16 protein-coding genes and 10 pseudogenes are annotated in these 24,134 nt (G+C 55.4%); 8 read left to right on the forward strand and 18 right to left on the reverse strand.

Annotated elements, in window-relative coordinates; all coding sequences use genetic code 11:
- Window positions 1-8: 8 nt before the first annotated feature.
- Together istA and SOPEG_RS04925 are read right to left on the reverse strand one after the other, a co-directional pair.
- Window positions 9-1,559: an IS21-like element ISSoEn3 family transposase gene (gene istA / locus SOPEG_RS04920; protein ID WP_081742933.1), complete on the reverse strand. Its 1,551-nt coding sequence runs from the start codon at window positions 1,557-1,559 to the stop codon at window positions 9-11.
- A 134-nt stretch (window positions 1,560-1,693) separates the two neighbouring features.
- Window positions 1,694-2,344, reverse strand: a complete 651-nt coding sequence (locus SOPEG_RS04925) for a hypothetical protein (protein WP_025244514.1) — start codon at window positions 2,342-2,344, stop codon at window positions 1,694-1,696.
- A 380-nt stretch (window positions 2,345-2,724) separates the two neighbouring features.
- Between SOPEG_RS04925 and SOPEG_RS28630 the strand changes: the two genes are divergently transcribed.
- The gene (locus SOPEG_RS28630; protein ID WP_200867858.1) at window positions 2,725-2,967 is read left to right on the forward strand and encodes a hypothetical protein; all 243 of its coding nucleotides are present in this window, start codon (window positions 2,725-2,727) and stop codon (window positions 2,965-2,967) included.
- 150 nt (window positions 2,968-3,117) lie between these two features.
- Here the strand turns inward: SOPEG_RS28630 and SOPEG_RS04940 are convergent, their stop codons facing one another.
- Window positions 3,118-3,831, reverse strand: coding sequence for a glycoside hydrolase family 18 protein (locus SOPEG_RS04940; RefSeq protein WP_025244516.1), 714 nt, complete (start codon window positions 3,829-3,831; stop codon window positions 3,118-3,120).
- Between the two features lie 732 nt (window positions 3,832-4,563).
- On the opposite strand from SOPEG_RS04940, the pseudogene acnB reads away from it, so the two are divergent.
- Window positions 4,564-7,159: pseudogene (acnB, locus tag SOPEG_RS04945) on the forward strand (bifunctional aconitate hydratase 2/2-methylisocitrate dehydratase).
- 165 nt (window positions 7,160-7,324) lie between these two features.
- Window positions 7,325-7,692, forward strand: a pseudogene (locus SOPEG_RS04950) (YacL family protein).
- A 91-nt stretch (window positions 7,693-7,783) separates the two neighbouring features.
- On the opposite strand, the pseudogene speD reads toward SOPEG_RS04950, so the two are convergent.
- From speD to SOPEG_RS28640, 7 genes and pseudogenes are all read right to left on the reverse strand, one after another.
- A pseudogene (speD, locus tag SOPEG_RS04955) lies at window positions 7,784-8,580 on the reverse strand (adenosylmethionine decarboxylase).
- Window positions 8,581-8,608: 28 nt separating this feature from the next.
- Window positions 8,609-9,465, reverse strand: a pseudogene (gene speE, locus SOPEG_RS04960) (polyamine aminopropyltransferase).
- A 109-nt stretch (window positions 9,466-9,574) separates the two neighbouring features.
- Window positions 9,575-9,673: pseudogene (locus SOPEG_RS29170) on the reverse strand (YacC family pilotin-like protein); the annotation flags it as partial.
- Window positions 9,674-9,728: 55 nt separating this feature from the next.
- Entirely contained in the window at window positions 9,729-10,652 is a 924-nt protein-coding gene (locus tag SOPEG_RS04965; RefSeq protein WP_025244427.1) for an IS5-like element ISSoEn1 family transposase, read from the reverse strand.
- Window positions 10,653-10,725: 73 nt separating this feature from the next.
- Window positions 10,726-10,986 (reverse strand): annotated as a pseudogene (locus SOPEG_RS04970) (YacC family pilotin-like protein); the annotation flags it as partial.
- Between the two features lie 228 nt (window positions 10,987-11,214).
- Window positions 11,215-11,760, reverse strand: coding sequence for a GAF domain-containing protein (locus SOPEG_RS28635; protein WP_200867859.1), 546 nt, complete (start codon window positions 11,758-11,760; stop codon window positions 11,215-11,217).
- Between the two features lie 68 nt (window positions 11,761-11,828).
- Window positions 11,829-12,356 carry a helix-turn-helix domain-containing protein gene (locus SOPEG_RS28640; protein WP_200867860.1) on the reverse strand — a complete coding sequence of 176 codons (528 nt, stop codon included), beginning with the start codon at window positions 12,354-12,356 and terminating at the stop codon, window positions 11,829-11,831.
- 251 nt (window positions 12,357-12,607) lie between these two features.
- On the opposite strand from SOPEG_RS28640, the gene SOPEG_RS04980 reads away from it, so the two are divergent.
- The 3 genes from SOPEG_RS04980 to hpt all read left to right on the forward strand — a co-directional run bounded on the left by SOPEG_RS04980 (window position 12,608) and on the right by hpt (window position 15,061).
- Window positions 12,608-13,795 (forward strand): GMC family oxidoreductase, encoded by a 1,188-nt coding sequence (locus SOPEG_RS04980; RefSeq protein WP_200867861.1) that lies wholly within the window; start codon window positions 12,608-12,610, stop codon window positions 13,793-13,795.
- Window positions 13,774-14,172, forward strand: coding sequence for a GMC oxidoreductase (locus SOPEG_RS28645; RefSeq protein WP_200867862.1), 399 nt, complete (start codon window positions 13,774-13,776; stop codon window positions 14,170-14,172). Before SOPEG_RS04980 ends, SOPEG_RS28645 begins: the two co-directional genes overlap by 22 nt.
- 346 nt (window positions 14,173-14,518) lie before the next feature.
- Window positions 14,519-15,061: a hypoxanthine phosphoribosyltransferase gene (hpt, locus tag SOPEG_RS04985; protein ID WP_025244518.1), complete on the forward strand. Its 543-nt coding sequence runs from the start codon at window positions 14,519-14,521 to the stop codon at window positions 15,059-15,061.
- A gap of 395 nt (window positions 15,062-15,456) precedes the next feature.
- On the opposite strand, the gene SOPEG_RS04990 is transcribed toward hpt, so the two are convergent.
- The 4 genes and pseudogenes from SOPEG_RS04990 to can all read right to left on the reverse strand — a co-directional run bounded on the left by SOPEG_RS04990 (window position 15,457) and on the right by can (window position 18,902).
- Window positions 15,457-16,380: an IS5-like element ISSoEn1 family transposase gene (locus SOPEG_RS04990; protein ID WP_025243926.1), complete on the reverse strand. Its 924-nt coding sequence runs from the start codon at window positions 16,378-16,380 to the stop codon at window positions 15,457-15,459.
- A 274-nt stretch (window positions 16,381-16,654) separates the two neighbouring features.
- Window positions 16,655-17,233 carry a hypothetical protein gene (locus SOPEG_RS04995; RefSeq protein WP_025244519.1) on the reverse strand — a complete coding sequence of 193 codons (579 nt, stop codon included), beginning with the start codon at window positions 17,231-17,233 and terminating at the stop codon, window positions 16,655-16,657.
- A gap of 34 nt (window positions 17,234-17,267) precedes the next feature.
- Window positions 17,268-17,498 carry an F-box protein gene (locus tag SOPEG_RS05000; RefSeq protein WP_257720378.1) on the reverse strand — a complete coding sequence of 77 codons (231 nt, stop codon included), beginning with the start codon at window positions 17,496-17,498 and terminating at the stop codon, window positions 17,268-17,270.
- Between the two features lie 747 nt (window positions 17,499-18,245).
- Window positions 18,246-18,902, reverse strand: a pseudogene (can, locus tag SOPEG_RS05005) (carbonate dehydratase).
- A gap of 110 nt (window positions 18,903-19,012) precedes the next feature.
- Between can and SOPEG_RS05010 the strand changes: the two are divergent.
- Together SOPEG_RS05010 and SOPEG_RS05015 are read left to right on the forward strand one after the other, a co-directional pair.
- Window positions 19,013-19,945 (forward strand): annotated as a pseudogene (locus SOPEG_RS05010) (ABC transporter ATP-binding protein).
- Window positions 19,945-20,705: pseudogene (locus tag SOPEG_RS05015) on the forward strand (ABC transporter permease). Before SOPEG_RS05010 ends, SOPEG_RS05015 begins: the two co-directional pseudogenes overlap by 1 nt.
- Window positions 20,706-20,790: 85 nt before the next feature.
- On the opposite strand, the gene panD reads toward SOPEG_RS05015, so the two are convergent.
- The 4 genes and pseudogenes from panD to SOPEG_RS28650 form a co-directional block, all read right to left on the reverse strand.
- On the reverse strand, window positions 20,791-21,171 hold the full coding sequence (panD, locus tag SOPEG_RS05020; RefSeq protein ID WP_025244521.1) for an aspartate 1-decarboxylase: 381 nt from the start codon (window positions 21,169-21,171) through the stop codon (window positions 20,791-20,793).
- 20 nt (window positions 21,172-21,191) lie between these two features.
- Entirely contained in the window at window positions 21,192-22,046 is an 855-nt protein-coding gene (panC, locus tag SOPEG_RS05025) for a pantoate--beta-alanine ligase (RefSeq protein ID WP_025244522.1), read from the reverse strand.
- An 11-nt stretch (window positions 22,047-22,057) separates the two neighbouring features.
- On the reverse strand, window positions 22,058-22,849 hold the full coding sequence (panB, locus tag SOPEG_RS05030; protein ID WP_025244523.1) for a 3-methyl-2-oxobutanoate hydroxymethyltransferase: 792 nt from the start codon (window positions 22,847-22,849) through the stop codon (window positions 22,058-22,060).
- An 88-nt stretch (window positions 22,850-22,937) separates the two neighbouring features.
- Window positions 22,938-23,861 (reverse strand): annotated as a pseudogene (locus tag SOPEG_RS28650) (IS5 family transposase).
- Window positions 23,862-24,134 lie beyond the last annotated feature (273 nt).

Raw genomic sequence — 24,134 nt, forward strand, 5'->3', positions numbered from 1 at the left:
TATTCTTCTTAGTGATAACTGTCCGGACCTCGGAGGTTTTCGTGAACCAGCATTGATACGCCGGCTCCGTCCTGGGTGACCTCACTTTCACGACCGTGTTTCAATACGTTGGCTATGAAAGAGCGGTTAATGCACCCTTTCTCCAACGCCAGCGCGCAGGCCTTCTCCAGTCGTGTCGTCTCATAGCGCCGTTGCAGATTGAGTAGCCCCAGCACGGAGCGGTAAGCCTGCTCCGGATGGGCTTTGCTCTTTTGGATGGACTCGACCACTTTCAGTGTGCACACACCCACCGACAGCGCCCAACTGCACAGCCTTTCCGGCGTCCACTGACTCTGCCCCTTATGGTTAGCCGGCATGTGCGCCGCCTGAGTCGTGTGCCTATAGGCGTTATCGCTGCGAGGGTGCGTAGCCACGCAGACGCCCTTATGGTGGATTTGCACCAGCCGTTGGGTGGCGATGACGTCAACGCGCTCGCCAACCAGCGGATGCGGCACCGAGTACCAGTTTTTGCCGTAGTCTATGTGGTAATCAGGTCCCACTCGGGCAACGAGATACTCACTGTATTCCCATTGTGTGGGCGGTAGAGGCCCAAGAGCCGGTTTGTCCAGCTGCTCGAAGCGTTCAAGGCGACTTTGTCCGCCGTAATGACGCATCGGGCGCAAATTCAACTCATGATTGAGTTCTCGTATCACCTGGTTGAGTTCGGCCAGCGAGTAGAACCTACGTTTACGCAACCGGGCCAAAACCCAGCGTTCTACCAGCTGCACAGTTGATTCTGCCTTCGCCTTGTCTTTCGGTTTTCTCGGGCGCGCCGGTAGCACCACTGTCTCATAGTGATTTGCCAGCGCCTGGTAGCTCTGGTTTATGACCGGCTCATAGCGGTCAGGGGTGCTGACAGCGCTGCGCAGATTATCAGGTATCATCAGCTCCGGAACTCCACCCATGAAGTGCAGGCAGCGGCTATTGGCGTTGAGCCACGATGCCATGTCCTGGCCTTCGCAGGCTTCGATATACGCATAGCCTGACACGCCCATGGCAGCGACGAAGATAGCGACCTGGCGTACGCTACCGGTCGCAGGGTTGACGATAGGTACGGTGGGGCCACAGAAGTCGATGAAGAGCTTTTCGCCAGCCTTGTGCTCCATGCGCATGGAACGCCGCTGCTTCTTTTTCCAGTCACGGAACAGTGCACAAAACTGTGAGTAACCGAAGGCATCACCGCCCACGGCGGACTGATATTCCATCCAGAGCAGCTGCTTGGTCATGCCCTTGCGGCTTAACTCGGTATCGATATCAAGCCAGCTGGGTAAGGTATTGATAACTTTTCCGGATTTGCCGGGATAGAGCAGGCGGTCGAGGTCGACGGGGGACAGTTCCGCCGGCAATGGCCAGACCAGGTTAGCTACCGTGAATCGGCCGAGGATATCGTGCACGGTAGTACAGCCTATGCCGAGCGCGGCTGCGATAGTGCGATTCGAGCGACGCTGCTCGAATTTCATACGTAAGACATTAATATAGATGCACATTTCCGTTCTCGCTTTCTTCTTTTTACGTGCCATGCCCCCGGAAGCTAAAAGTCTCCAGAGTATGGCGGAACAGAAGATGAGCGATCGGACAGAATCGGAATCGCTGATCGGGCGACCGGAATCAGTGATCGGATGAAATCAGAATTAGTGATCGGGTGAAATCGGAATCAGTGATCGGATGTGACCGGAACCAGCACGCCGTTGGTAATACCCAGCAAGTTCTCACGACCGTAGGCGGGATCGTCAAGTACGGCGTGTATTTTTTGCCGCACCGCCGGCACGTCGGCCATGCTTTCGATTTGCGATTGGATATACCGTTCCGGCGTCAGCTGTTCACGGATTTCCGCCAAAACATCGTCCAGCGACTGGCAGACTTTCATCGTGCACACTTCCGCAAAGTGATTGTCCAAACGGTAATCCAGCGGCGGCGATTGATAGATTTGATAGTCACCGATTTGCATCAGATAGGACCAGGGCGCCTGCTCCAGCGGATCATAGCGTAGCGATAGCTGAAAAACCTTACGGTACTCGCTGTTGGCATAGGCACGCAACTGCATAAAACGGGCAACCATCGTTGTCGGCGTGAGATCGTGCGGCTCTCCGGCGCCGGGCTGGCTCAGTTGCCGGTAGAGTCGGGTGATGGCGGCGCACTTGCCGCCTTGGCGGAAAAATCTGTCGTACAGTCGATCGATAAGCCCCATATGGCTGGCGTCGTCCAGCGTTCTGGCTTGAATAATACGCGTAATGCGACTGCTGGTCAGCGCCCAACCGCTGTTCAGGATAATACTGAGGGGGGGGGGACTAGAGATGATATCCATATCATGTTGCCTCCGTCGTAAAGGGCAACCATCTAATGCTAACCCCCCGCGATTGGCAAACCGTAATTGGCGTTACTGGTCGCTTTTTGCAACTCGGTGGTGAACGGGTCAGCGAGGGCGAACGGGGGGCTGACGCGGCCGCCGATCGTGGCTGAAACGGTTGATGAACGCGCGTGGTCAGCGCTAGGCGTGGCGCGTCGCCGTCAAAAGGTTGGGGCGTCGCACAAGGCCTACCAAAAGAACGCCTCCCCGATGGCCACCGGCACGCCGTTGGAAATCGGCTGCGCGCGAGGCCTCACCCGGGGAGAGGCGTTAGCATGCCATAGCGTAGGTGTTTGTCTCGGCTCAGCTACGGCCGCGACGTTGCCTTCAGCTACGGCATGCGTTACGGCTTGGGCTACGGCCTCGGCCTCGGTTTCAGCTTCAGCTTTGGTCTCGGCAACGGCCTCGGCTTCGGTTTTAGCGATGCCATTAACCAGGGCTTCGGTTTTGGCCTCTGTTTCGGCATGCGTTACGGCTTCAGTTTTGGTCTCAGCTTCATCTACGGTGCCGGCAAAGGCATCACCTTACGCCACGATGGCGTTAGGGATATCGGCCTGCGTCTGCGCCACGGCGGGCGTTAACGCGTCGGCGGTTTCACTAGCGGTCGCGGCAATGCTGCCCGCTGTCACCTCCCCGGCTGGCGCGGAGATCGTTGAGGCGCTGGCGACGGCGGCTTCAATCTCTTTCGCGCACCATTGCGGCGATGAGGTCACCTCGGCCGGCGGCGTTTTCTACTGCGCGTCCACCACCTCAACCGTATTTGGCAACGTAGGCACGGACGCGCTTAGCGCGCCAGCCAGGAAGTTGAGGGTATATTTGCCGACCGTGCGCTGCTCAGGATTGCTGCTGCTCCCGGGGTCGACATAATCGAAATCGGAGGGGACGTCGCGGTTCAGCGACCAGAGCGAGAGCGAAGATAATCCATGCTGGGCGGCAAAGGCGCCTACGTCAAAGGCGTTGGCCAGCGTAAACATCGAACCATCATCGTTACGGCCGATCATCGGCGTTATGCCTACTTTGGCAAAACGCGCCGTCTCGGATAACTCGGGGTAAATACTTTGGAGTTGGGCGACGATATTGGTGACCGCATCCTTCGCCGCCTGCCCCATTTCCCCGGCTATGCCGGGCTGATAGAAATCCATCGTCATGGCGTTCACGATAAAATCGACTTTCGCGGCGGCCAGTTGTTCCACCAGCGTTATTTGCTCGGGCTTAAGCCCGGTGGGGGCGGTCGGGAGCGTCAACGAAATCGGCAGGTTCGGGTACTCCGGCTGTAGGCGGGCCAGCGCCGCGCTGATTTTCCCTATATCGAACAGATTGTTTTCCAGATCGAAATCCAACCCCTGCGGTTGATAGAGGGTAATCGCCTGGCGATAGGCTTCCAGTAATTCATCCTCGGACAGGGCGGTGGAGATATCGGCATTGCTGGCGCCGCCGAAGGACAATTTAAAACCCTTTCCGGCTTCGACCAGGGCATCGGCCAGCGGTTTGGCCCATGCCAGCGGTGTGGTGGCCTGCCCGGACCAACAAGGGGTGTTATCTTGGCCAAGGGTGATGTAAAAGAGAGCGTTAGGCCATCGGTCTTCAAGGCGGCGGCAAGTTCGGCATACACGGGGTTCGGGCGTCCTGCGGGAAAATCGCTATCATTCCATTTCGCGTTATTCGATACATCCGTATAGGGCATACAAGTTAGGGTGTACATTCAGTCTCCTTACTTTGGGAATTAATAATTGCGCGCGCCAGAGGAGTATTGTTGAAAAAAAAGGGCGTGAGGTATTAACTCTTGAACGAAAGCGCCGCGGCAGAGAGAACGGCAGGCAGGCGCCATAGGGCGAAAACGACTGGCGTGTAGCGTCTTTGGCGGCGCCGGCGATGATATGCGCGCCATTGCGGGCGCGCTGGCGCTTTGCTTCGGCACGCTTTCATGTCAAAGTGATTCGTCAGGCGGCACGCGGTTATCGCCGCGCCGCCGCCGGCCTTAGAAGGTATCGCTAAAGCCTTATCGTTTCAGCCAAATATCATGTTGCTTTTATGTAAACAAATTAACAAGACGGTTAAATACTGATAAACTGGCGCTTACCCAGCCGGATAACAACGAACTTTTTCTAATTAATGTATCGCCGGTAGGGAACGGAAAGCCAGGCACTACCTATGACAATGAAAGCGAGGAGAACGTCGTGCTAGAAGATTATCGTAAGCACGTTGCCGAGCGTGCTGCACAGGGCATTGTCCCTAAGCCACTCGATGCTGTACAAATGGCGGCGCTGGTTGAGCTGCTGAAAAACCCGCCGGCGGGTGAAGAAGCGTATCTGCTGGATCTGTTGACCAATCGGGTACCGCCGGGCGTGGACGAAGCGGCCTACGTTAAAGCAGGTTTCCTTGCGGCCGTTGCCAAAGGCGAGGCGTCTTCCCCGCTGGTGACGGCGGAAAAAGCCATTGAGTTGCTGGGCACCATGCAGGGCGGCTATAACATCTCGCCGCTGGTGGACGCGTTGGACAAGGATGCGCTGACGCCTATCGCCGCCCGCGCGCTAAAATCCATGCTGCTGATGTTCGACAACTTCTATGATGTCGAAGAGAAAGCCAGGGCCGGTAATGCCCACGCGCAAGATGTCATGACGTCCTGGGCCGAGGCGGAATGGTTCCTGTCCCGTCCGCCGCTGGCGGAAAAAATGACCGTTACCGTGTTCAAGGTCACCGGCGAAACCAATACCGATGACTTATCGCCGGCCCCCGACGCCTGGTCGCGGCCGGATATCCCGCTGCATGCGCTGGCGATGCTGAAAAACGCCCGTGACGGCATTATCCCCGACCAGCCCGGCAACGTCGGTCCCATCCAGCAGATCGAGGCGCTGAACGGCAAAGGCTTCCCGTTAGCCTATGTCGGCGATGTCGTGGGCACCGGCTCCTCGCGCAAATCTGCCACCAACTCGGTGCTGTGGTTTATGGGTGACGACATTCCGTATGTGCCGAACAAACGCGGCGGCGGGGTGGTGCTGGGCAGCAAAATCGCGTCGATTTTCTTCAACACTATGGAAGATGCCGGCACCCTGCCGATCGAAGTAGACGTGTCCGATTTGAACATGGGCGACGTCATTGATATCTACCCGTTCGCGGGGGAAATCCGTCATCACGAGACCGGGGCGCTGCTGGCCAGTTTCACGCTGAAAACGGATGTGCTGGTGGACGAAGTGCGCGCCGGCGGCCGTATTCCGCTCATCATCGGCCGTGGTCTTACCGCGCGCGCGTGAATCTCTGAGTCTGTCGCCCAGCACCATTTTCCGCCACGTCCGCTATGTCGCCGCCAGCGACAAAGGATATACGCTGGCGCAGAAAATGGTCGGCCGTGCCTGCGGCGTGCCGGGGGTACGTCCCGGCCAGTATTGCGAGCCGAAAATGACCTCGGTGGGGTCGCAGGATACGACCGGCCCTATGACGCGCGATGAGTTAAAGGATCTGGCGTGCCTGGGCTTCTCCGCCGACCTGGTAATGCAATCATTCTGCCACACCGCCGCCTATCCCAAGCCGGTGGACGTGCAGACCCACCATACGCTGCCGGACTTCATCATGAACCGCGGCGGCGTCTCCCTGCGTCCGGGCGACGGTATCATCCACTCCTGGCTGAACCGCATGTTACTGCCCGACACCGTCGGCACCGGCGGCGATTCCCATACCCGTTTCCCGATTGGCATCTCGTTCCCGGCGGGGTCCGGGCTGGTGGCCTTCGCCGCCGCGACCGGGGTCATGCCGTTGGATATGCCTGAGTCGGTGCTGGTTCGTTTTAAAGGCGCCATGCAGCCGGGCATTACCCTGCGCGATCTGGTGCATGCGATCCCGTATTATGCCATCAAGCAAGGGCTGCTGACGGTGGAGAAAAAGGGCAAGAAAAACATTTTCTCCGGCCGCATCCTGGAAATCGAGGGGCTGCCGGAACTGAAGGTGGAACAGGCTTTTGAACTGGCGGACGCCTCGGCGGAACGCTCCGCCGCCGGTTGTACCATCAAGCTTGACCAGGCGCCGATTACCGAATATTTAAATTCCAATATCGTGCTGCTGAAATGGATGATTTCGGAAGGTTACGGCGATCGCCGCACGCTGGAACGGCGTATCAAAGGCATGGAGAGCTGGCTGGCGAATTCGTCTCTTCTGTCGGCGGATGCCGATGCCGAGTATGCGGCAGTGATTGAGATTGATCTGGCCGAAATCAGCGAACCGATCCTGTGCGCACCAAACGATCCGGATGACGCCCGTCTGCTGTCTGACGTGGCCGGCAGCGAAATCGATGAAGTCTTTATCGGCTCCTGCATGACCAATATCGGCCACTTCCGCGCCGCCGGTAAGTTGCTGGATAGCCACAAGGGCCAGCTGCCGACCCGCCTGTGGGTCGCGCCGCCAACCAAAATGGACGCCGCCCAGCTCACCGAAGAGGGCTACTATAGCGTCTTTGGCAAAAGCGGCGCGCGTATGGAAATCCCGGGTTGCTCGCTGTGCATGGGTAACCAGGCGCGGGTAACGGATGGCGCGACGGTGGTGTCCACCTCTACCCGTAACTTTCCGAACCGTTTAGGCAACGGCGCCGACGTTTATCTGGCCTCTGCGGAGCTGGCGGCGGTCACCTCGCTGCTGGGCCGTCTGCCGACGGTGGAGGAGTATTTGCAGGCGATGGCGCTGGTGGATCAGACGGCGGTGGATACCTACCGTTATCTGAATTTCGACTGCCTCAGCGAATACACCGACAAAGCCGATCAGGTCATTTTCCAAACCGCGGTTTAACTCCGCCCGCGTACGGCGTGCGGCCGGGGTAACCGCCGTCCCCGGCGGCGATAATCGTGACGCAGACTTTGGCGGGCGCGGTAAAAACGCGTAAAATCCGATTATCTTCCACCGCCATTTTTCATAAAGATACGGCATAGCGCCCCGACGGGGTGGACGGCAACGATGGACTACGAATTTTTACGCGACACCACCGGTCTCAGGTCATCGTCAAATTCTCCATGGGCCATGAGGCCATCGGGCATTGGCTGAATGACGAAGTAAAGGGCGATATGGCGCTGCTGGCTGATGTGGAGCGGCGTTTACTGAGCCTATCCGGCTCCCTGGCGCAGTGGCAGCACATCGGCCATGAATATACCCTGCTTATTGACGCTGAAGAGGTCATGGTGCGCGCCAACGGCATATCGGTGGAGTGCGACGATCTGGAAGAGGGGCTCAGTTATTACGATGAAGAAAGTCTGTCGCTGTGCGGCAGCGACGATTTTCTGCTGATGCTGAAGCGGTATCGCCAGTTTATTCATACCGGCGGATGAAGCGCGGGCCGAGGTTGCTTACCCCGGCCCGCCTGAGTTTCTCGTGGCTTGCTTTGAACCGCGCGGCCAACGTTACCGGCAAGGCCGGGGGTTATATTACGGGCAGGTTGCGGCCGTAATAAATTTCCTGCATCTCTTTGTAAAGGAGATCGGTAATTGCTTTGCGCTCGTCCGCGCTGAGATCGTCCGGCCTGGCATTGAAAAGATAGTGTTTTAGATCGAAATCTTTCAGCATCATCTTGGTGTGAAAAATATTCTCCTGATACACATTGACGTCCATCATGTGATAGAGCGCTTTCATGTCCTTGGACATAAAATTCTGAATCGAGTTGATCTCATGGTCGATATAATGTTTTACCCCGTTGATATCGCGGGTAAAGCCGCGCACGCGGTAATCCATGGTGACAATATCCGACTCCAACTGATGGATCAGGTAATTAAACGCTTTTAACGGGGAAATGACGCCGCAGGTCGATACTTCTATATCGGCGCGGAAAGAGTGCACAGGCCGCCCTCGGGATGGTTTTCCGGGTAGGTATGCACACAAATATGGTTTTTATCCAGATGCGCCACCACCGATTCCGGCAGCGGCCCGGGATGTTCGGACGTGTCGATGCTGCCGGGGTCGACCGACTCCTCGCTGACCAATATGGTCACGCTCGCGTCCTGCGGCTCGTAGTCCTGGCGGGCAATGTTCAGGATATTGGCGCCTATCATCGAGCAGGTTTCGTTGAGAATTTCCGTCAGACGATTGGCGTTATATTGTTCGTCAATGTAGGCGATATAGCCGTCACGGTCGTCCGCCGTTTTGGCATAACAAATATCGTAAATACAAAAACTCAGGCTCTTGGTCAGATTATTAAAGCCGTGTAGTTTTAGCTTCTGCAATTTGGTTCACCCCCTTATAAATACCGTTTCAGCGGGAAGCTGATAAGGCATTCAGCAAATATTGCGGCAGGGCGAAGCTGCCGTTATGGATCGCCGCATTATAGTAGCGGCAGGTCAGGCCGGTCTTGTCGATACGCGCCGCCAGGGTCGTGGTGTCGAGCTGGCGTAGCGCCGGATTTTGACTGGCCCAGGCGAAGGTCATAATACCACCGTAATAGGTCGCACCGCCGCCTGATAAAAACTGACGTCGCTAAAATAGTGACGAAGTTTCCGGTGGCTATTGACCGATTCCTCCTGCTGTAAAAAACACACGCCGTTCTGCGCGACGAAAATGCCGTCTTGATTAAGACAGCGCGCGCAGCCCTGATAGAAATCAGAGGTAAACAGGCTTTCTCCCGGCCCGATAGGGTCGGTGCAGTCGGAAATGATGGTATCGAATTTCTCGCTGCTTTGGGAAACAAAATCCACACCGTCGGCGATCACCAGCGTAAAACGTGGGTCGTCAAACGCGCCCGCGTTGTGGCTTGGCAAATATTTTTGGCAGAAGGTCACCACGCCGGCATCGATCTCAACCATGGTTATTTGCTCTACGCCGGGATGACGGCTGACTTCACGCAGCATCCCGCCGTCGCCGATGATGAGCACTTTTTTGGCGTTGCCATGGGCGATGAGCGGCACATGGGCCATCATCTCATGATAGATAAACTCATCGCGCTCGGTGGTCTGTACCACGCCGTCCAGTGCTATGACCCGGCCCAATGCGGCGTTTTCAAATATCACCAAATCCTGCTGGCCGGTGGTTTCCCGGTACAGGACGTTATCCACGGCAAAATATTGGCCGAAATGATCGTGTAACGTTTCGTGCCAGGTTTCTTGGTTGGACATGTCTGGCTGCTCCTTGGCAAGTCCGCCATGAAAAAACAGCGCAATATGATAGCTAACTCTGCCCGCGGTTGCACGGTTAAATTTCGTGCAAAGGGGCTTTGAGAGCGTATTATTTGGCGTAGGCGAGTAAACCGAGAGAGTTAGTCGCCAGCGATTTGCATTTTTTCGCCGATGGTAAGGGGATGCCGCTGAGGTCACGGTAGCTGTCGCTTTGTTGAATAAATCCGAAATTTGTGACGACTTCCTCCCTATCAGGGCGATTGTTACATGATGCGGACGCTGTTTGGCATTCCTAACAGCGTGATCCGGTTAAGCGCTTTGACCATTGCCATAGCCTCACCTACCTGCGCGTCATAGTCATGCAGACTCAGATGACCACCCAGAAGTGTTTTAAACCGGAACATGGCCGTTTCAGCCAGTGAACGCCGGTGATAACCTACTTTCTTTTTCCAGGTATCGTTATTGCCGCTCAGATGCTGATTTGCCACCGCATGGTTACGCTCATGGTATCGAGCTGGCCAATATTGCGCACCACTTCGCGGTGGGATAAGCGGCTTTATTTTTTTCCTCAGCAGAGCATCATGACAGTAACGCGTATCGTAAGCACTGTCAGCCGACGCTTCCCTGATTTTCCGGTGGGTTTGGTTAATCAGCCCGGGCAGCGCCTGCGCATCTGTCGTACCACTTAGCGATAAATCGGCACAGATAATTTCATGTGTCGCGCTATCTACTGCCAGATGAAGCTTGCGCCATACTCTGCGCCTCTCAGCCCCATGCTGCCTGACTTTCCATTCGCCTTCGCCGAAGATTTTCAGGCCGGTGCCATCGATGACCAGGTGTGAGATTTCGCCGCGGGTTGGCGTTTTTATGCTGATGTCGACGGTTTTTGCTCGTCGGCTGACCAGAGAGTAATCTGGGCAGCGCAGCGACAGCCCCATCAGTTTAAAAATCGCGTCAACGAAACCCTGTAACGCCCGGAGCGAAAGGTTAAACACGCGCTTTATCATCAGAACCGTGGTAATGGCCATATCGGTGTAGTGAAGCGGCCGGCCACGATGTTCAGGTGGTGTACTCTCAGTCCATGCAGCAATGGCAGACTCATCAAGCCATACTGTCAGGTCCCCCCGCTGCCTGAGCGCATTGTTGTATGCGGGCCAATTGGTGATTTTAAACTTTTGCTTTGCCATGGGGACCTGATGTTGAAACGAATGTAGTGATCAGAGCCGCCAGTCACCTAAAAGTTCGATTTATTCAACAAAGCCGGTAGCTGTCTTCGCCCAGTGCGCGCATATCATAGGCGGCGTAATTGCTCAAATCCCAGCGGTTTTGCTGGGCGAAAATCAAGATGGCGCGGCGGATTTGCTCATTGGGCATATCCGCATAGCCGCAATTATTCTTGAGATAGACGAACACCGCCGTCAGGTCGGCCATATCTTCCGCTTCGTTTTCCGTCAGCGCCTGCGCGGCACTGGATATCCCCAGCAGGCCCAGCAATAACATCACCAATAAGGTGTTTTTCATAGTGAAACTCAATTCAATCATTATACTTTGACGTTATCATATTTCAAGATAGACGCCTTCAATTATTTAAATCGCAGGGCGGTCATTCCTCATTATGGAACATGAAAAGGAACTTGCACCACAGCGGCCACTCTCTTCCCGGTTCTGCTCACGCCGACACCTACCCTTCGGCACGCTAACAAGGTTCCATTAGGGCAATGGCAGGGGGTGTCGCGCCTCGGTTGCAGTTTAAGCCAGGCGTTCGAGCCTATCACAGGCCCAGCGCCATTGGCGATTGACGGCGCGCAGCCTAACCTCATCGGAAACCAGCTCCGCCAGCGCGAGCAGCGTTTGCGCCTGCGTGGCGTCCAGCGCGCGGGGTTGATAATCAATAACGCATAATGACCCCAACGCAAAGCCATCGGGATCGACTATCGGCGCGCCCGCATAGAAGCGAAAGTTAGGCGGGTTCGCCACCGCCGGGTTGTCAGCAAAAAGCGTCTCGCGCGACAGGTCGTTGACGGCGAACACGTCTTTTTGCAAGACGGTGTGATTGCAAAAAGCCCAACTGCGCGGCGTTTGCGTCAGTTTCAGCCCCTGTCGTGACTTAAACCACTGGCGTGTGGGGGTCAGTAGCGTCATCAGCGCGACAGGCATGTGCAAATTCTGGCTGGCAAGCCAGGTTAACCGGTCAAAAGCTGCCTCGGGGGCGGTGTCCACCAAACCGGAGCGGTCCAACGCTTCCAGCCGTTGGCTTTCATTAGCGGCCAGGGGGAAGGACACCGGCAATTCCATGCGTTCAATCGGGGGCGTGATATCGCTTAAGGCATCGCGAATGGCCAGAGGGAGCTGCTCGGCGGAGGTTACCTGGACCGCGATGGCGGGGCGCGATTGGCGTCCGTTGCTGTGGCGTCGGCGTCGTTCACGGCCATTAGCCGCGTCAGTCCCAGAGCGGGATGGGCCGCCAGATGAGACAGCAGAGAAAGTCGCTCCGCGCGCGCGTCCGCCAGATCGACCACCACCACCGCCGGCAGCCGGTGGCCGATGGCGAAAGCGGTCGCGTAAACGTCGTCAACGGCGCCTTCGCCGACCGTGGACAGCAGCCCTTCAAGCAGCGGGCGGCGCGCCGGCGAGGCGAGCAGGATGACCCGTGCCGATGAAAGCTTCGGTGCCCGATCGTTCTTCTTCGCCATAAAGGCCAGGACATCGGCGCGGTGGACGCGGCGATGGCCCCCGGGGGTTTTCCACGAGGCCAAGGCCCCGCCTTCGATGAACAGTTGGGCGGTACGTACCGAAATACCGAGCAACTGCGCGGCCTGGGTCGTGGTCAGGATATCGTTAGCCATAATTTCTACTGCCGGAAATGGGTTCTTCTCTGAAGCTTGATGCATTTTTTCTCAATGATCAATTTTTATGTAAATTAACTCAAATTTGATATATTTGACAAATTTGATAGCCGATCTTATAGTCTCTTCGCGCGGCCTGTGCCGCGACGTTGCAGTTCTCTGGCAGCGGGCGCCGGAGTTGTCGTCTCTTCATTTCAAGGTTGGTCCGCCTTCACGCTGCCTCACGGTCCCTAAAGAAGACTTGCAGACGGAGTGACCTGATAAGTGATTTTTTCGCTGAAAAATCCTATGCGGCCATGACGACGGACGTCGGCGGCAACGAGGTGCATGGACGATTCGATTTTATCGTGTGCGGCGCAGGACCTTCCGGTTCGGTCGTCGCGGCGCGCCTGGCGGAAAACCCGCACGTGCGCGTACTGCTCGTCGAAGCCGGGGGTGGCGACGACGTGCCCGAAGTGATGGATCCGGCCAAATGGCCCCTGAATCTGGGTTCGGAGCGCGACTGGGCCTTCGTCGCACAGCCCAACTCACATTTAAACGGTCGGGCCATTCCGCTTAACATGGGTAAGGTGCTCGGCGGTGGATCGAGCATCAATGTCTGCGTCTGGGCGCGCGGTCATCAAAACGATTGGGAAAACTACGCCGCCGATGCGGGGGATAAAGACTGGGGCTATGAATCGGTCCTCGGCATCTATCGCCGTATCGAGGACTGGCAGGGAGCGCCCGATCCGCTGCGCCGCGGCGTGGGGGGACCGGTGCATGTACAGTCCGCCGGCAACCCGCAGCCGATTGCCAGGGCAATGGTGGACGCCGCCCGCTCTCTGGGCGTGCCGGCGTTCGACAGCCCCAACGGGAAAATGATGGAAGGGCGGGGCGGCGTGGCGATAAACGATTTGATCATTAAGAACGGGTGGCGCTCCTCCATCTTCCGTTCTTATGTGTATCCGCTCATGGGGCGGCCCAATCTGACGGTTTTAACGCGCACCCTGGTAAGCAAGCTTATCTTTCAGGGCAAGAGCGTGGTCGGCGTGGAGGTGATAGAGGCGTCGGCGACGCGTCGCTACTGGGCAGAGCATGAAGTCATACTTTCACTGGGCGCCATCCATACGCCCAAAGTATTGATGCAGTCCGGCATCGGTCCGGCGGACGAGTTGCAGCGCCACGACATCCCGGTGGTGCAGCATTTACGGGCGTGGGTCAGAACCACCAGGACCATGTCTCCTTTGGTTGTATCTTCGTGTATCGCACACCGCAGCCGATCGGGCATGGCGGTTCCGAAACCACTCTGTATTGGAAAAGCGAAGTCGGGCTGGCGCGTCCCGATATGTTCCATTGTCAGGTCGAGTTTCCCGTGCCGAGCGCGGAAACGGCGGCCCTGGGGGTGCCCGAGCATGGATGAACGATGTTCGCGGGCCTTACCCATCCAAAAAGCCGCGGGCTACTGCTGCTTTCCGGCCCTGATGTGGACGATCCGATACGCATAGAGGCCAACACGCTATCGCATCCCGACGATCTCAGGATGGCGTTTGCCAACATCGCGCTTTGCCGGGAGCTGGGCAACTCATCCGTCTTTCACCGCTTGGTCAAGGGCGAGTCACTACCGGGCAATCTCAGTCCCCAGGCGATGAAGGCTTATGTGCATAATTCGGCGGTGACCTACTGGCACCAATGCTGCACGGCCAAAATGGGGCGGGACGCGATGTCGGTGGTAAACAGCCGCTTAAAGGTCTACGGCATCGATAGGCTTCGCCTCGCCGATGCGTCTATTTTGCCTAATGTCCCTAGCGGCAATACCATGGCGCCGTGCGTGGTGATAGGCGAAAGGACGGCGCACATGATTAAGGCCGACCACCGTCTCTAGCGATGGGGCGGTGCGACTAAAGGCGTCCATGAGCGCTCATTGGCGCCTTCATCGCATCGTTGATGGCGTGCTCATATGCGCTAGGTCCATCACGCCCTTACCTCCGCCGTTAGCTCAACTGGCGGCGCTTCGGGTGGCCAAACGGCAGCGAAAAGCAGCAGTTTGTTGTTATGTTTTCAGCCCATCCGGCCACCTTCCCTGATATAATCCCTCGCCTAAAGAGGCTCTCATGCAGGTTGCGTTGTGCCTGATTGTGCAAGACTCCCTAGAGCAATCGAGCAATAACGAGTATTCCTGTCTGCCTGCTAGCGTTTTAACTGAATAATATCAGTGTTATAGGTAATTTATGGAACATCATGTGGAAGTCATGATCTCCGTACAAGAGATCGCCAAGCGCATCGCCGAACTGGGGCAGTCCATCAGTGAACATTATCGCGATAGCGGCAGCGAAATGGTGCTGGTCGGTTTATTGCGGGGGTCGTTCATGTTTATGGCCGATCTCTGCCGCGCGGTCACCGTGTCGCATGAAGTGGATTTCATGACCGCTTCCAGCTACGGCAGCGGCATGAGCTCAAGCCGCGATGTGAAAATCCTGAAAGATCTTGATGAGGATATCCGCGGCAAGGATGTGTTGATTGTCGAAGATATCATCGATTCCGGCAACACCCTGAGCCGGGTGCGCGAGATCCTCGCTTTGCGCCAGCCAAAATCCCTCGCCATTTGCACATTGCTGGATAAACCGGATCGCCGAGAAGTCAAGGTAACGGTGGAGTGGGTGGGCTTTACCATTCCCGATGAGTTCGTCGTCGGTTACGGTATCGATTATGCCCAGCGTTACCGCCATTTACCTTATGTTGGCAAAGTAGTGACGGCTGTAGAATCCGCCTAAGCCGATAGGTCGTGCAGGAAGATTGGCGACCGGGTAAGCAAGACCACAGGGAGGATGGGCGCGGCACGCCTGTGGGAAGCGGCCAAGGTATTTGCCACCAATAAACGGGCGCCAGGCATGGAAAACTTGCGTTCCCTTATGGGGTCATTGGCATAGCAAACCGTTCGCTCTAACCGCGCGCCCGGGGGGGGGATGCGCGGGGGGGGGGGGTCAATGACAATCATCACTGAGGCTGAGTGGTATAAATAGAGTTTATACTGCTACGTTATAAAATGTGCTGTTGCCTCAATAAACATCACAACAGCCTGTCGATCCTGAACCACAAATCCCGCTTGACAGCGCTTTGTTGAATAAATCCGAAATTTGTGACGACTTCCTCCCTATCAGGGCGATTGTTACATGATGCGGACGCTGTTTGGCATTCCTAACAACGTGATCCGGTTAAGCGCTTTGACCATTGCCATAGCCTCACCTACCTGCGCGTCATAGTCATGCAGACTCAGATGACCACCCAGAAGTGTTTTAAACCGGAACATGGCCGTTTCAGCCAGTGAACGCCGGTGATAACCTACTTTCTTTTTCCAGGTATCGTTATTGCCGCTCAGATGCTGATTTGCCACCGCATGGTTACGCTCATGGTATCGAGCTGGCCAATATTGCGCACCACTTCGCGGTGGGATAAGCGGCTTTATTTTTTTCCTCAGCAGAGCATCATGACAGTAACGCGTATCGTAAGCACTGTCAGCCGACGCTTCCCTGATTTTCCGGTGGGTTTGGTTAATCAGCCCGGGCAGCGCCTGCGCATCTGTCGTACCGCTTAGCGATAAATCGGCACAGATAATTTCATGTGTCGCGCTATCTACTGCCAGATGAAGCTTGCGCCATACTCTGCGCCTCTCAGCCCCATGCTGCCTGACTTTCCATTCGCCTTCGCCGAAGATTTTCAGGCCGGTGCCATCGATGACCAGGTGTGAGATTTCGCCGCGGGTTGGCGTTTTTATGCTGATGTCGACGGTTTTTGCTCGCCGGCTGACCAGAGAGTAATCTGGGCAGCGCAGCGACAGCCCCATCAGTTTAAAAATCGCGTCAACGAAACCCTGTAACGCCCGGAGCGAAAGGTTAAACACGCGCTTTATCATCAGAACCGTGGTAATGGCCATATCGGTGTAGTGAAGCGGCCGGCCACGATGTTCAGGTGGTGTACTCTCAGTCCATGCAGCAATGGCTGACTCATCAAGCCATACTGTCATGTCCCCCCGCTGCCTGAGCGCATTGTTGTATGCGGGCCAGTTGGTGATTTTAAACTTTTGCTTTGCCATGGGGACCTGATTTTGAAACGAATGTAGTGATCAGAGCCGCCAGTCACCTAAAAGTTCGATTTATTCAACAAAGCCGCTTGACAGTAGAATCTGATGTCAAAGCAGACCTTGAGAATACCAAGACGCTCGATGGTGGATCAAAGTCTATTATAGCGTAAACATTTTTGGCAATTGCAATTAAAACCCTATGCATGTAAGCAATCAGAGGGCGATTACTGTCATTGTTAGCGCAATTGCCGCGACGCTGCCATGGCGCAATATGGGTAACGGTAGTTTAGAGGTTAAGATTTAGCTTGCTAAAGTCTCTACCAAGCTCTTTACTCCGTTCCGCTAATAAAAAAGCCCGTTCTCTCTCTCCGAGGCGAGCGAAAGTAAAGATAAATTCCGTGTCGAACCCCTCTCCATGGAGATAATGGACGTTTTTCACTATGAAATTCTGTACTGTTTCTTCTTGACTGGATAGATAAAAGATAAGGTTCACGCTGACGCCTGCGTTATGCAGAAATTTAAAGTGTTTCAATACAAAATTCTGCTCAGCTACGCTACGTCCGGCAAGGTGTTCAATATTGACCAGATCCAATCCCGCTTCATGTAGACTATCAAAATTGTTTAAAATGAAATTATGAACTTCAATGCTTTTTTGCGACAAAGTCTGCGCGTGAAACAAGTTGAATCCCATTTTAAGTAGAGCATTTCCGTTTTCTACCATAAACGTTTGTGTGCTTGGGTCTTTGCTGGCAAGGTAATAAATATACTCCATGTCAGCCCCCATCTCATGTAGGACTTTAAAATTATTCAATACAAATGACTGAGTTTTAAGTTCTTTTTGAGCGAGCGTGAAGATTTTACCCATGTCAAACCCTGCTTTATGCAGAGTTTGACAGTTTTTAAGGACAAAGTTTGTCTTGTTCTCTTTGTTTGATAAGCTCATTAATTAATTTTGCATTAAATCCTGATTCACTCAGGCGTTCGCTATGTGTGATTTTGAATAATTCATCTTCAGTAAGCATTTCATCAACTACATCGTTGAATGCATGGCAGGTTAAGCGCACGTTGAATTTGTCGTTGCCGATATACTTAAAGATATGCTCGAGCATTTCAGGGGGTAAATCATTTATATTTTTTTGCTTGGCGTTTCTAAGCGTAGTTTTACAGCCGAGTTGTCGACGTTTATGGGTTCAGGGATACCTGGTTGTGTATTGGATAATCTATTTTGCAGGCTTGCCGTGTTTGAAATAGCCGGCGTTGAGTTTACATTCATGCATTGACCTATCTTTTAGTAAAGGACCGTTGTAGGCAGTAGATTTAATGGTTTTATAACACATAGGTATGAATAAAACTTCAACGTAATTAACTATTGCCGCTATGCCCCAATAACAATGAATATCCGGTGAACGACACGCCAAGCTGCACTAGCACTTAACGCAGTTGAAGCTGCAAAAGGATTAATCGAAGCGCTTTTCGGTGGTGCTTACTGCTGGATAGAGGACGAGATCTTAAAAATTGCCCCTAACCCAAAATACAATGAACCTGACTTTCGACACTACCGCAAGAAATCTCGGCCGCGCCACCGAGGTCGACCTGGGGGCGGTCACACGGCACTCATGACAGGGCTTGTGCGGTTAAAGACCGCACGTGGAGATAGTCTATACTGTACTGAATGGTGTGGATGTGGGTTGGCAGAGGCTATTGGCCGGAGCGATAACCGGATCCCAGGCGATAACGCGAACGCCGGTGGGGTTAGTGAACGTCAATGGGTTCAGCGGACGCCCATCGGTTAAGCTAACGTCAGGCGGATGCAGGTCGATTAAAAGGCCATCGGTGGGTTAAGTGAACGTCTGTCGATTGAACGGACGTCCGCCGAATTAACTGCCGTAGCGTTGCAGCAGGGTGGCCATACCCTGACGATAACGCTGTTCCAGCGTCTCGCGGCTGGTGGCGGTGATTTCCAGATCGCGGAGCAGACCGTCGTGCAGGGCGTACACTCAGCCGTGGATAGTCACCTTCTGGCCCCGTTTCCAGGCAGAGCGCATAATGGTTGAGTGTCCCAGGTTATACACCTGCTCAATCACATTAATCTCGCTGAGGATGTTGGCGCGATCCTCGGGATGAAGCTCACCCAGCAGTGAGCTATGCTTGTACCACAAATCACGGATATGCAGCAGCCAGTTGTCGATGAGCCCCAGTTCGGGGTTGTCGATGGCCGCCTGTATGCCGCCGCAGCCGTAATGGCCGCAGATGATGATATGCTCGACCTCCAGCACGTCGACCGCATATTGCACGACCGACAGGCAATTGAGATCGGTATGGATAACCAGGTTGGCGACATTGCGATGCACAAACAGCTCGCCTGGCTCCAGTCCGGTCAATCTTTCCGCCGGGACGCGGCTGTCGGAACAGCCAATCCACAAAAAGCGCGGCTTTTGCGCCAGCGACAGCTTCTCAAAGAAGCCCGGATCCTCTTCATGCAGAAGCTTGGACCAATCCTGGTTGTTACTGATAAGGGTTGAAATGTCTTTCATTGATGTTAATAGCCCGTAACTGTCATAATGCGATAGGTTAATATAGGTCAAGCGCTGGCGTTTTAAAATCAGTTCCTGAAAACCGTTTAGAATAAGGTAACCCGTCACAAATGACATATGCATTGGAGTTGGAGCAGTTGACCAAGACCTAAGCAGGAGGCGTACAGGCTCTAAAAGGGATCGATCTGAACGTGGAAGCCGGCGATTTCTATGCGCTGCTTGGCCCCAACGGGGCGGGAAAATCCACCACCACCGGTATTATCAGCACTCTGGTGAACAAGACCGCCGGCAAAGTGCGGGTGTTCGGCTACGATACCGATAAGGACATCGTCAATGCGAAACGCCAGTTAGGACTGGTACCGCAGGAGTTCAATTTCAATCCGTTTGAAACCGTCTATCAAATCGTGGTGCATCAGGCCGGCTACTACGGCGTGGAGCGCAAGCAGGCCGCGGCAAGCGCGGAGAAGTATCTGCGCCAGCTGGATTTGTGGGATAAGCGCGACGAGCGTGCCCGCATGCTCTCAGGCGGTATGAAGCGCCGTTTGATGATAGCCCGTGCGCTGATGCATGAGCCGAAGCTCCTTATTCTCGACGAACCCACCGCGGGGGTCGATATCGAGCTGCGGCGCTCCATGTGGGGTTTTCTGCGCGAGCTGAACAACAGCGGCACCACGATTATCTTAACGACCCATTACCTGGAAGAGGCGGAAATGCTGTGTCGGCATATCGGTATCATCCAGCACGGCAGGCTGGTGGAAAACACCTCTATGCGGGAACTGTTGTCAAAGCTGAAATCCGAAACCTTCATCCTGGATTTAGCGGCAAAAAGCGCGCTGCCCAAGCTGAACGGTTATCGCAGCCAATTGCTCGACACCAGCACGCTGGAGGTGGAGGTGATGCGCGAACAGGGCCTTAACAGCCTGTTTAACCAGCTGAGCGCCCAAGGGGTGCAGGTGCTGAGTATGCGCAATAAAGCCAACCGCCTGGAGGAGCTATTTGTAACCCTGGTCTCGGACGGCAAAGTAAGGAGTCAACGGACATGATGCAGCTGTATTGGGTGGCATTAAAAAGCATTTGGCGTAAAGAGATCAACCGTTTCGCCCGGATCTGGATACAAACCCTGGTGCCGCCGGTGATTGCCATGACGCTGTATTTTATCATTTTCGGCAATCTTATCGGATCGCAAATCGGCGCTATGCACGGTTTCTCGTACATGCAATTTATCGTGCCGGGCCTGATTATGATGGCGGTGATTACCAACGCTTACACCAACGTCGCGTCGTCGTTCTTCAGCGCCAAATTCCAGCGCAATATCGAAGAGCTGCTGGTGGCGCCGGTCCCCACCCATGTGATTATCGCGGGCTATGTCGGCGGCGGGGTGGCGTGCGCGATTTGCGTCGGTATTCTGGTCACCGCGGTGTCGCTGTTCTTTGTGCCGCTACAGGTCCATGCCTGGTGGATGGTGGTCGTGACGCTTTTGTTGATCGCGGTGCTGTTTTCGCTGGCGGGATTGCTCAATGCCGTGTTCGCCAAAAGTTTCGACGACATTAGTACATCCCCACCTTCGTACTCACGCCGCTGACCTATCTGGGCGGAGTGTTCTACTCGCTGTCGCTGCTGCCGCCGTTTTGGCAAGTGGTGTCGCGACTGAACCCGGTGGTCTATATGATTAGCGGCTTCCGTTACGGCTTTTTGGGCATCAGCGACGTGCCGCTGGCGCTTGCGGTACTGGTGGCTTTCATCGTGGTGTTTTATCTGCTGTGCTGGACGCTCATCCAGCGCGGACGCGGTTTGCGCACCTAATCTCCGCGCCGGTGTTGACCCTACCGTCGGTCAGGCCTGACCTGCTTTGGTGCAGGCTGACCGGCGGTGCGTTGGCGCGCCGCGTTCAGGCCATTTGCACCGGTAGCGCTTTGACGGTGCGCTGTAGCTGATTGTGCTCGTCAAAATAGGCGACCTTCGGGGCGTGGCGACGCGCCTCTTCATCCGGCATTTGCACATAGGCACAGATAATCAGCAGATCGCCGATGCAGGCGCAGCGCGCAGCGGCGCCGTTCACCGAAATGATGCGCGAGCCGCGTTCGGCGGCAATCGCATAGGTGGAGAAACGTTGGCCGTTATCGACGTTATAAATATCAATCGCTTCATACTCCAAGATCCCCGCCGCATCCAGAAAGTCCTGATCGATGGCGCAGGAGCCTTCGTAATGGAGATCCGCCTGGGTGACATGCACCCGGTGCAGCTTGCCTCGTAACATCGTGCGTTGCATGAGCTTAAGCCTTCTTACCGTTATGAAATGAGATCCACTTGCGCATTATCGATTAGCCGAGTCTTACCCAGCCAGGCGGTGAATAACACCACCGCCCGCCGGCTGTCGACCGTTAATGGCAGCAGGGTTTCGGCGTCGTGGATAACCAGCGTATCCGGCGTGAGACCGGCCTGTAGCAGTTGCTCCGCCGCCGCCGCCAGCAGACCGTCGATATGGCGCTCCCCGGCGCCGAGCTGCGCCACCAGCCGCGTGAGCACCTCCTTGAGCTGCGGCGCCAGACGGCGCTCTTCGGCGCTCAGATAACCGTTGCGCGAACTGAGCGCCAGACCATCGGCGGCGCGGACTGTCGGTACGCCGATAATGTCGATATCATAGCTCATGTCCCGCACCAGTTGACGAATAAGCGCCAATTGCTGAAAGTCCTTTTCGCCAAAGCAGGCCACGTCCGGTTGCACCAGATTGAACAGTTTGCTGACAATCGTGGCCACGCCGCGGAAATGGCCCGGGCGGCTTTCGCCTTCCAGGATATTGGCGAAGCGCGGCACATCGACAAAGGTCTGACTGTCCAAACCGTCAGGATAAATCACCGCGGTCGCCGGAGCGAATACCATGTCCACGCCGCGCCGGGTCAACTGTTCACAGTCTTCTTGCAGCGTGCGCGGATAAGCCGCCAGATCTTCCGGGCGGTCGAACTGCATCGGATTGACGAAAACGCTCACTACGACTTTATCCGCGCGGGCGCGCCCGGCGTCAATCAGCGTCATATGCCCTTCATGCAAATTGCCCATTGTCGGAATGAGGGCGATACGTTTATGTTCCTGACGCCACTGTTTAACCGTCTGACGCAGCGTCGGCGGCGTTTCGATAATCAGCACGCGAGTCTCCTTCATGAGTGAAAGCTGTGTTCGGCGGCGGGAAAGTGGCCGGCTTCAACCTCTTGCACATAGCGGCGCACGGCGGCGGCAATATTGCCGCCCGCCGCGAGAAAATTTTTGGCGAAGGAGGGCGCGCTATCGCCGGTGATGCCGAGCGCGTCCTGCATGACCAAAATCTGGCCGTCGGTAACGGCGCCGGCGCCGATGCCGATAACCGGGATGCCCAACGCCTGGGTGACGCGCTCCGCCAGCGCCCCCGGCACGCATTCCAGCACCAGCAATTGGGCGCCGGCCTGTTCCAGCGCCAGCGCATCGGCCAGCAGCTGCTCGGCGCCGGCCGGATCGCGACCCTGAATTTTATAGCCGCCGAAAATATTTACCGACTGCGGCGTCAGGCCCAGGTGTCCGCAGACGGGAACCGCCCGCGCGGTCAGACCGCTAACGGTATCGGCCAGCCACGCGCCGCCCTCCAATTTCACCATGTTGGCGCCCGCGCGCATCAGCGCCGCCGCATTGTCATAGGCCTCAGACGGCGTCGCGTAGCTCATGAACGGTAGATCGGCCAGCAGCAGGCAGGAGGGGGCGCCGCGCCGCACGCAGCGGGTATGATAAACCATATCCTCTACGGTAACTGGCAGCGTAGAGTCGTGGCCCTGCATCGTCATGCCCAAGGAGTCGCCCACCAGCATCACCTTGATCCCCTGTTCAGCGAACAGGCGAGCAAAGGCGGCGTCGTAGGCGGTAATGGAGGCGAATTTGCGCTGTTGTTGCTTCCATTTGCGCAAATGAGAAATGGTGGTCATGGTATACAACCTCTGTACCGCGGGCGTGCCCGCGCTTTGTTGAATAAATCCGAAATTTGTGACGACTTCCTCCCTATCAGGGCGATTGTTACATGATGCGGACGCTGTTTGGCATTCCTAACAGTGTGATCCGGTTAAGTGCTTTAACCATTGCCATTGCCTCACCTACCTGCGCATCATAGTCATGCAGACTCAGATGACCACCCAGAAGTGTTTTAAGCCGGAACATGGCCGTTTCAGCCAGTGAACGCCGGTGATAACCTACTTTCTTTTTCCAGGTATCGTTATTGCCGCTCAGATGCTGATTTGCCACCGCATGGTTACGCTCATGGTATCGAGCTGGCCAATATTGCGCACCACTTCGCGGTGGGATAAGCGGCTTTATTTTTTTCCTCAGCAGAGCATCATGATAGTAACGCGTATCGTAAGCATTGTCAGCCGACGCTTCCCTGATTTTCCGGTGGGTTTGGTTAATCAGCCCGGGCAGCGCCTGCGCATCTGTCGTACCGCTTAGCGATAAATCGGCACAGATAATTTCATGTGTCACGCTATCTACTGCCAGATGAAGCTTGCGCCATACTCTGCGCCTCTCAGCCCCATGCTGCCTGACTTTTCATTCGCCTTCGCCGAAGACTTTCAGGCCGGTGCCATCGATGACCAGGTGTGAGATTTCGCCGCGGGTTGGCGTTTTTATGCTGATGTCGACGGTTTTTGCTCGCCGGCTGACCAGAGAGTAATCTGGGCAGCGCAGCGACAGCCCCATCAGTTTAAAAATCGAGTCAACGAAACCCTGTAACGCCCGGAGCGAAAGGTTAAACACGCGCTTTATCATCAGAACCGTGGTAATGGCCATATCGGTGTAGTGAAGCGGCAGGCCACGATGTTCAGGTGGTGTACTCTCAGTCCATGCAGCAATGGCTGACTCATCAAGCCATACTGTCAGGCCCCCCCGCTGCCTGAGCGCATTGTTATATGCGGGTCAGTTGGTGATTTTAAACTTTTGCTTTGCCATGGGGACCTGATGTTGAAACGAATGTAGTGATCAGAGCCGCCAGTCACCTAAAAGTTCGATTTATTTAACAAAGCCGCGTGCCCGCTGTAAGCTTAAGGAGTGGGGCTTATTTTAATGGAAGCTTTGCCGGGAGTATAGCGTTTATCGCACAAAACATTTGGGTATTTGACTAGACTTGCGCAAGGCGCGCGGTGACCCGGTAAAGGAGGCTAAGGCCTTACGCCGCGCCGGCGCACGTTAATGCGTCGCGTCGGCGCCGGACGGGCGGAGGGC

Source organism: Candidatus Sodalis pierantonius str. SOPE (genome assembly GCF_000517405.1).
In the GTDB taxonomy this organism is placed as follows: Bacteria; Pseudomonadota; Gammaproteobacteria; order Enterobacterales; family Enterobacteriaceae; genus Sodalis_C; species Sodalis_C pierantonii.